The 9,305-nt window shown below is 46.4% G+C and carries 8 protein-coding genes; 3 read left to right on the top strand and 5 right to left on the bottom strand.

The window, feature by feature from the left end:
* On the bottom strand, window positions 1–218 hold a 218-nt coding region (locus F6K20_RS12465), incomplete at its 3' end, for a hypothetical protein (RefSeq protein ID WP_287294854.1).
* Between the two features lie 396 nt (window positions 219–614).
* Between F6K20_RS12465 and F6K20_RS12470 the strand changes: the two genes are divergently transcribed.
* From F6K20_RS12470 to F6K20_RS12480, 3 genes are read left to right on the top strand one after another with little or no spacing between them, the layout of a single operon-like run.
* Entirely contained in the window at window positions 615–908 is a 294-nt protein-coding gene (locus F6K20_RS12470; RefSeq protein WP_287294856.1) for a ferredoxin, read from the top strand.
* A 41-nt stretch (window positions 909–949) separates the two neighbouring features.
* Window positions 950–1,243, top strand: a complete 294-nt coding sequence (locus F6K20_RS12475; RefSeq protein ID WP_287294858.1) for a ferredoxin — start codon at window positions 950–952, stop codon at window positions 1,241–1,243.
* A 41-nt stretch (window positions 1,244–1,284) separates the two neighbouring features.
* On the top strand, window positions 1,285–1,578 hold the full coding sequence (locus F6K20_RS12480; protein WP_287294860.1) for a ferredoxin: 294 nt from the start codon (window positions 1,285–1,287) through the stop codon (window positions 1,576–1,578).
* A 233-nt stretch (window positions 1,579–1,811) separates the two neighbouring features.
* On the opposite strand, the gene F6K20_RS12485 is transcribed toward F6K20_RS12480, so the two are convergent.
* From F6K20_RS12485 to F6K20_RS12500, 4 genes are all read right to left on the bottom strand, one after another.
* A complete protein-coding gene (locus F6K20_RS12485) occupies window positions 1,812–3,398 on the bottom strand; it encodes a SpoIID/LytB domain-containing protein (protein WP_502708832.1) in 1,587 nt (528 codons plus the stop codon).
* Window positions 3,399–3,805: 407 nt separating this feature from the next.
* On the bottom strand, window positions 3,806–7,084 hold the full coding sequence (locus F6K20_RS12490; RefSeq protein WP_287249785.1) for a hybrid sensor histidine kinase/response regulator: 3,279 nt from the start codon (window positions 7,082–7,084) through the stop codon (window positions 3,806–3,808).
* Between the two features lie 470 nt (window positions 7,085–7,554).
* The gene (locus F6K20_RS12495; RefSeq protein WP_008178282.1) at window positions 7,555–8,310 is read right to left on the bottom strand and encodes a DUF1995 family protein; all 756 of its coding nucleotides are present in this window, start codon (window positions 8,308–8,310) and stop codon (window positions 7,555–7,557) included.
* Window positions 8,311–8,444: 134 nt separating this feature from the next.
* The coding region (locus F6K20_RS12500; protein ID WP_287294864.1) for a cysteine desulfurase family protein at window positions 8,445–9,305 on the bottom strand (861 nt) is incomplete at its 5' end.

A 9,305-nucleotide genomic window follows, 5' to 3' on the forward strand; every position in this document is an offset into this window, starting at 1 on the left:
TTGTTTCCGCACCTGTCTTGATGCAGTCGCTCATGGGGGGAACCCCCTTTGGCGGCGCTGCATCGCTCTCCAGCCCCGTGGAAACCACGGCAGTCGCTCATGGGGGAGACCCCCTTTGGCGGCGCTGCCTCCCCAAGACCGCGCAGCATCGCTGCAAACTTACCATTATACCGCAAAACCGATCTCAAGCCTGGCAATTGATATACCTTTTTATCCATCAGCCCATCACCGGATTACCCCATGTGTGGATACAGGTATTGGATGGTAATTATAAGTATTCCTAATTATAAATCCCTAAGGATTTTGCCAAAGTTATCTGAGGGAGATCGTATCTGTAAAAATCCTTTTAAAACTAGACCTTATAGCATTTTAATGGAGCGGTTTGAGAGCTAACTCTCTGGTGTAGATACTTGTGAATTTTATATAAGTAAAACTTATCAAATTGGCGATTCAGCCTTTCATTCTTAATCGGTCTTAATCTACTGAGAGTTTTCCCGTAGTATCAAAGATGGAGTAAAAATAAGCATGCCAAGCTCCTTCAAGCAAAGGATAGGCTTTTGCCGTATACTCACAAAGTCTCTACTATTGTTTTAAATCGAGAGGATTACTAAAACATGGCAACTTACAAAGTCACCTTGAAAATGCCAGATGGAGAGCAAACCATTGATGTTGCTGATGACGACTACATTCTCGACACTGCTGAGGAGCTAGGTGTAGATATACCTTATTCCTGCCGTGCCGGTGCCTGCTCTACCTGTGCTGGCAAAGTAGAGAGTGGTACTGTTGACCAATCAGACCAATCCTTCCTGGATGATGACCAAATGGAGGCTGGCTACGTTCTGACCTGTGTGGCCTACCCCACCTCTGATTGCACGATCACCACTCATCAAGAGGAAGCTCTGTACTAAGTACTAGTATATGTACTAATAACAAAGAGGATTACTAAAACATGGCAACTTACAAAGTCACCTTGAAAACTCCAGATGGGGATTCAACCATTGACGTTCCTGATGACGAGTACATTCTCGAAGTTGCCGGTGAGCAAGGTTTAGATCTGCCTTATTCCTGCTCTGCCGGTGCCTGCTCTACCTGTGCTGGCAAACTAGTCAGTGGCACTGTTGACCAGTCAGACCAATCCTTCCTGGATGATGACCAAATGGAGGCTGGCTACGTTCTGACCTGTGTGGCCTACCCCACCTCTGATTGCACGATCACCACTCATCAAGAGGAAGCTCTGTACTAAGTACTAATATATGTACTAATAACAAAGAGGATTACTAAAACATGGCAACTTACAAAGTCACCTTGAAAACTCCAGATGGGGATTCAACCATTGACGTTCCTGATGACGAGTACATTCTCGAAGTTGCCGGGGAGCAAGGTTTAGATCTGCCTTATTCCTGCTCTGCCGGTGCCTGCTCTACCTGTGCTGGCAAACTAGTCAGTGGTACTGTTGACCAGTCAGACCAATCCTTCCTGGATGATGACCAAATGGAGGCTGGCTACGTTCTGACCTGTGTCGCCAAACCCACCTCTGATTGCACAATCGAAACTCATCAAGAGGAAGCTCTGTACTAAGTACTAATATATGTACTAATAACAGAGGGGAAGTAAGAGAGCTTAGAAGTTGGGTGTTTTACTCTTTCAGCTCTTTACTTCCCCATCGCCGCAGAGCGGGTGATTAGATCCTTAGCTAATGGGATTATGACGAAATCACGCTCAATCCAAGCTAAATCAAGGAGGAGAAGGAGGTAATTTTCCTGAAATTATTCCATATATTCCCCTTCTCCCCCCTTTTACCTTTGATTAGACTAGGGCGTGACTAGTGCACTAGCATTTTGCCAGAAGATAATAGAATTGTTCAAAGGCTGAATTTGAGTACCAGGATAATAGAAGCTGAGAATTTTTTCTGCGGACCAACCGAGTTTAGCTAAATTTTGGGAACCGTGTTGGCTAAAGCCAACCCCATGTCCAAACCCGCCACCAACAAAAACGAAGCCTTTGAGAGTTTGCTTGGCTTTGTCATAAATTGGGTCTACGTAGAACAGGGTGCTGCGAGGAGGACCAAAGGCGCTGCGGGCTTCATTTTTACTCAGCTCGAGCATACCTCGATCCGTTGTTACCGCCATTTTGAGCACTCGTCCTGCTGGTGAACGCTCTACCACTTCCATATGCTCAATGGTCGTGAAGTTGGCAAGGGGGTGTTTGGTTTTTTTGAGATAGCGTTGTAAATGGCTGGTGACTTGTTTCAAGCTATTGTTGTACTTCCAGCGGAATAAGTAACTATTGTCAGTCTCATTAAATCCTTGCTTCAAGTTCATGAACTCACGGAAATTTTGTTCGTCTGCTAAGGATTTTTGTGACAAATTCCAGAGGGAGTATGGGGAGTCTACCACTGCTCTTAAGTAGGGACGTTCTGACCCATTCCAAACATCACTGAAAGGCGCACTAACTCCACCAGTTGCAGCTGAATACAGGGCATCTACTAACTCATTGTTGTAGGTCAGCACTAGACCTTTAGTAGCTGCGATCGCACGGTCAGCCACCGGATTGGTTTGATTGATTCCGAAATAAACCTGGCAGTGAGTATCCGCACAGAGTTCGTAACCGTCAACATTAAATCGGCGTCGGTTCCGCAAGGCGTAGGTGCGAGCAATAATGCTCTGAGCAGCTACGGTTGAATAGCGTGCTCCAGCTCCAATTTCATGAGGTACTACTCCTCGCAAATAGCTTTCTAGAGGGACCTGATTTACTAAGGTATAGTCACCATAGGCATTGGGCTGGATGCGTAGACTACCAGGATAAAGTCTTGTCCTACGGTTATTTTCTCCTTTGCTAACCCAGATCTGATTTTTGCCAGCAGTAATATCAATTTCCCGTCGATGGTAGCGATAGTTACCAATAACAAAGGAAGCATGGGGCACCTCGGTGACAACATTAGTATCGATATAGCCAGTAGTATCACCTTTGGCTTTGATACTTGCTAGCAGTAGACGTCGCAATAAAGGGGTTTGATAAACACTCCGTTTTGCCCACACCTGCCAGCGGTCAGGCTTGGCAATTTCCACCTCAATCCCCTGTTCCCGCCATTTATTGGCACTATCTTCTGCAGTTTCAAAGGTCCCATGGTTACTCAAGACCACGTACTCTTCAATCTGGGGCTCCTTTAACGGTTTATTGACTATTTCCAGCTTGAGGCTGCTAAGCTGCTTGGTTTTTGGTTGCATATCACCGCCTAAAAATTTGACGGTTAGCTGATCGTCCGGGGCAGCTTTCAGGGTGAGCTTGTCAGTTGCTTCATCTCCAAAGCGCTGCACGACTCCCACTTTCAGTGGGATATCTGAGGCTTTGGCTGCTAACCCTGATAGAATAGGTAGTCCCCAAAACGATAGTGTCATCAATGGTATTAGGAAATGGGGATTGGAAGCTGGGGAATTGAGAGAGATCGGTTTTTTCGTCAACCCCACTATCCAATTGCGAAACCGACCTGTCTTACCCGATGCCGTATTTTGATGCGAATTCAAGTCAAACGCTTTTATTGTCATTAGCTTAGTTTTTAAAGTACCCAATCCATAATTCCCATTCCCCGATTCTAGATCCCGAAAAGTACGATCCTCCACAGGTATTGTTACCCTGACCGGGTCTTTTCAGAGTTTTTGCTTTGGCATTGAGATGATTTATCAAGATTTAGACCATCGGGAGGAGCGGGAAGATTGGAAAGATGGGGAGCGCTATTATATATTATGAATTAAACTATGTCAATACTAATCAGCAATGACTAATGCCAACGGGTAGCTGGCATTAGTCATTGCTGATTACTTCCAGCTAACAACACTTCCCCTTGCCTGATTCGTTGGGCAGCATCTAGTAACACGTCTTCTAGATAGGGTTTGGTAAAATAGCCTCTAGCACCGAGATCAGCAGCTACTTTCCGGTGTCGATCAGCACCACGAGAGGTGAGCATGGCCAGGGGTATTTCACACAAATCTGGGTCTTTTTGAAGGCGAGATAGCAGTTCTAAACCATCCATTCTGGGCATTTCAATGTCACAGAATACGATCTCGCAAGGCAAACCAGACCGGAGTTTATCCCAGGCTTCTTGACCATCACGGGCTTGTTCTACCCGATAACCAGCTTTACTGAAGGTCATAGAAAGCAGTTCTCGGACTGTGATTGAATCATCCACAATCAACACCATGGGATCAGATTTGATGAGATTGACCTCGGCTCCGCTGGCAGTCGGAGTTTCCATCCTTTGCCAGATCGCAACACCACCATCTTTACGAATCCGACCCATAGCAAGGTCAATCAGTTCTAGGACGTCAGCAATGGGCATTACTCGACCATCCCCTAAGACGGTCGCCCCGGTAATGCCTACTGGCTTGGGTGCAGGGCCTTCGATTTGCTTAATAACAATTTCTTGCTCCCCCAATACCTGATCAACCTCTACGGCGAGCATGTTACCTGTACTGCGCAGTACCACCACAGAAATCAGGTTGTCTTCCCTTTGGCTGCCATAGACGCTCGCCCGGCTGAGTTGGCTATGGTAGGTCAGCAATTCTGAGAGGGGTTTGAATGGGATCTGGCTGTCCCGCCATTGAAGAAAGGCTTGACCTTGAGAATTGGTCTGAATGCAGTCAGGGGAGACATCCTGCATGTCTTCGACCCCATCCATGGGAAAAGCAATTCTGGCGCGATCGCTTACACAGCAGAGGGCTTTACAAATACTCAGGGTCAGGGGTAAGCGAATGGTAAAGGTGGTTCCTTCCCCGAGAGTAGAGTCGATAGTAATGGTTCCCCGAATTTCACTTAAGCAGGTGCGCACCACATCCATGCCTACCCCTCGACCTTTGGTGTCAGTCACTTTCTCAGCAGTGGTGAACCCAGGGTGGAAGATAAAATTGAACAACTCCAAGTCGCTCAGGGTTTTTGCCTCAGTTGGGGAAATGAGATTCTTTTCAAGGGCTTTAGCTCTAATTCGATCTGGATCAATGCCCCCCCCATTATCCGAGATGGAAATCACCGTCTGATTTCCCTGGTAGAATGCCCCGAGGGTGATTTTACCCGCCCTAGGCTTCCCTGCAGCCAGCCGTTCCTCTGGTAGCTCAATTCCATGGGTAATGGCATTGTTGACCAGGTGGGTCATAGGATCATAGAGGTGTTCCAAGATCATTTTATCAATCAAGGTTTCCCGCCCCTCAACGTGTAGCTCGGCTTCCTTGCCTTCCTGCAAGGAAATTTCCCTGACTGCACGGGGCATTCGGTCTGCTGCTTGGGCAAAGGGCACCATACGCGATCGCGTCAGTCCTTCTTGGAGTTGATTGGTTACCTGTCTGAGGGTACGAGTTACTTGGTCGGTTTCATCCACCAAAAACTCAATGTCAGACGCCGACTCCTTAACCCGGACAATCAGCTCAATGATCTCTTGGGATAGCAAATGGAAGCCTGTAAAGCGGTCCATTTCCAGGGGGTGATACTCTTCTAAGGTCGAGGAATTCTGGTTTCCTTGTTCCCGTTCTTGGATACTTGTAGTTCGGTAAATCTTACTACTAGACAATAGGGAATTTTCCAGCAGGGTTCGCTCATACAAATCCCGCATTTTCAAACCCACATCGTTGAGGCTCGATACCTGATGGGATAAATTATCTAAGAATTGCCGCAGCCGTTCTTGATCTTGCTCTAAGGTATTGCGACCAACCACCAGTTCTCCCACTAAATTGCTCAGGGTGTCCAGTTGTTTAACCGGTACCCGCATGGTTTGTTCAAATAGCTTAGACCTCGGACGCCTTGTTTGGCGAGACAGCTCCTGATTCATCCCTCCTGGAATAGCAGAGATGCTTTGATTTGCCTGCTGTAGCAAGTCCTCGAGGTCTTTAAAGTCATCCTCTACTGAATCCGCCTGATTGGTTTTCGGGGTTTCTTGGTCTAGGGAGTGGTTAGGTTCAGGGCTACTAGTTTCATTTAATAGGAGTTCTAGTTCATCAAATATTCTTTTCTGCTCTGATACCACCTCAGCAGTGGGTAAGGTCACATCCAGAGGTTTTATACTGTCAAAATCAACGTTTTGGTAATGTGCGGTAGCTTCTGCCAACAGCTGCTCTAATTGCTGCCATTGATCTTGGGTTGTTGGTAATGGTTTTGGTGATGAATCTGGTAATTTGTTTGATTTTATGGGATGGGATTTTCTATTTTTTCCTTTGACAGTTGGACTACGAGTGGGTGTAGACGCCTCACTGGGTCGAGCTGAAGTCGAGGTGGGCTTTGGAGACCCTGTGGTTGATGGGGAATTAATTGCTGGCTGTTCATGGTTTGCAGGGGGGTGATTTGGAATCAGCTCCAAGTCATTGACCAGATTTAAATCTTCATTCAGGTCGGTGTGGGTGGGGTCCGGGTGTGGGGTGCTTGGTGGGATAGGCTGCTGTTTGCCCATCCCATAACTATCTAATTTGGTGGGAGGAGTACTTTCCGAGCTTGAGCTATTTTCTTCAAAAAAGGTATCATCAAATAAACTACTTAATTCGTCCGCTGGGTTAGTTTTTTGAGTTAGGCTCCCCTCACTACTCCCAAAAGAAAGTAATTCTTCAAGGTCTTTATCTGTCAGGCTTGGAGTAAGGTTAGGTTGACTATCCTTTCGAGTTGACTCCCTTGACTGTAGTAACTCAAAGGCTGCTTCTTCTGGAAATTCCTCATCGAACAAACTGAGTAAATCTTCCTCGGTAGATTCTGCTGCCTCCGGAATGTCCAACTCATCAAGTTCTTTAATCAGGTCAGATAAATCCTGTGGTTCGTCTGTAGTGATAGAATTGTCTGATTGGCTAGACAACTGCTGGTTATCTGGAGCGATAATTTCTTCTTCTTGCCAGGTTTGATCCAAATCAGGGGTCTGACCTTCAAATATATCAGCTAAGCTATTTAGTTCTTCCATGCCAACTTTCGGTTCTCCAGCATCATCGGTCTGGTATGGGATGATATCAGTAGTTGGTTTTTCCACTTCCTCTATATCAGGTATATCTTCTAGGAAGTTATCTAGGTTAAATTCGTCTTTGATTACTGCTGGTGGCTGAGCATCTAGGTTGTTAGACATTCGGAAAGCATTAATTCCACATTACGCGCACATTTTTCACCTTTTGCCTTGGCAAGTTCGCCGCTTCCCTCTATGATAGTTGTGACATAATCCTACACTGACTCTGCTCTTACACAGCCGCTCCGCGAACGATTTCAGTGTAGGCTTCTTGCCAACTCCACCCAACGGTAACGGATACTCGGCAAGCTTTATTGACGACACGAGATGCCCCTCCGCGCCGGAAAAATACCAAAAAATTTTATCTATTTTAGCTAGTAGGTGGCGGTTAGCTCTTAATTTGATTACCCTACTATATTCATTATAGACGATAACAACAGACGATAACAAAGTATCAAAGTTCCTGTCCGCCATTCATCCAACTAACTAGCCAAGACGTAGCTTAACACGCGCCGCTCTATACAGACGAGGTTTTTTTGCCTCGCTAGGTAGATTTTTGATAACGTTTTTCTGACCTGAGCTCAACTGTGAGTTCAACGACTCAGAGCATTTAAGAATTTCTGGATACCTGAGAATAACGACTGTTTTTTTTGGGCAGATGGTATATTTTGAGCATCTTCTGGGCTAGTCGTGTTAACTAGACTTGCCTTAAGTATAATTTGATCAAGAGCCTCTGCTGTCGGTTTGCTAGGTTCTTCAGTCACCAACTGATACTCATCATCTATTTCTAGCCATACTTGCCACATAGAAGGATAACAACGCCATAGAGCACCCCCTGGAAAGGGTCGCAGATAATAACAAGACTCTAGGGTTTTCAGAAAGCGATCGCGTAACTGACGTGCGGCATAGCCAATCCCTACAATAGAGACATCTTCCAGTTGAGGATTTAGGATCACACAGGGGCGATCCCCCGCCAAATTGCAAATCTTTTCCACTTGGGCTACTTCCACGGCAGACGGGCCCACTAGCAAGAAAACCTGGTCATCATCTTCAATTCTAGTTTCTGCTGGGGAGCGACTGGTACCAACATCAGTAATTTTAAACGGTACCTCTCCCCAGTCACGAAGGGCAAGGGCTGAAGCACCGGTATCAGGAAAGAAGATTTTCAGTCCGGGGCCATACTGCTCAAAGATAGGAATAAATTCCTGGGCAATTGACTGGGCTTGGAGGGCAATTTCTGGAAAGACCAACTCCACTTGTACCCTGGTTTGACCGTCATCTAGGGCGGCTTTGGTCGCTTGTTTAGCTTGAGCGATCGCATCTTCTAAGCTCAAAGGAAGTTCATTCATGAGTCTGTCTGTGTGTTAATCAAAAACTCTAATATTAATGGCTTAAAAGAAAAAGGAAAACTAATGTCTCGCCACATTAATCGAGCGCCAATCCACCCTACCCATAGGAGCAATTGAGCCTTTTTTGAGCAAAGTTAGACCTTAGATAATTCTGGTTGTGGCATCAGTCGTTCCCAAATTTGCTTGAGTACCATCACCGTCCAATCTACATCAGCTTCTGTGGTATCTCGCCCCAGGGTCAACCGAATTCCAGCCAAAGCAGCTGGCTCGTTGTAACCCATTGCTAACAATATCGGACTTGGACTCAGTTTACCACTGTGGCAAGCTGAACCTGCACTAATACCAATACCAGCCTGATTAAACTGGCGCACTATAGTTTTGCCAGTCACCCCCCCAGTAGGGGAAGTCAAACAGAAACTAACGTGATGGGGTAAGCGATAGTCTCTAGAACCAGTGGCAATGAGATAGGGAGTATCAGCGAGTTGGTCAAACATGCGATCGCGTAATCGAATTAACCGAGGTGTCTCTGTTAGCATTTGCGCTGCTGCTAGTTCTGCCGCGATTCCAAACCCAGCAATTACTGGCAACGCCTGGGTTCCAGACCGCAATCGGGATTCTTGTCCACCACCGGAGATCAGGGGCACTAACTCTACACCAGGGCGGATATACAGTGCCCCTGCTCCCATCGGACCATAAATTTTGTGACTGGAAATCGACAGCAAATCCACCGGTAGTCGTTGAACATCGATAGATAGCCGTCCGGCTACTTGAACTGCATCGGTATGAAACAGCACACCCTGTTCACGAGCAATTTGTCCTAGTTCATCAATAGGTTGGAGTGTACCTACTTCACTTTGACCGTAGATGACGGAGACTAAAACCGTATTTGCCTGTAGGGCAGCTTTTAAATCACTGGGATTGACCCGTCCCAGAGAATCCACTGGTAGCCTGGTCACTTGCCAACCCCACTGCTCCAACATGGCCACTGGTTGAGC

Origin of the sequence: Moorena sp. SIO2C4, from assembly GCF_010672485.1 — a bacterium.
GTDB classification, from domain to species: Bacteria; Cyanobacteriota; Cyanobacteriia; order Cyanobacteriales; family Coleofasciculaceae; genus Moorena; species Moorena producens.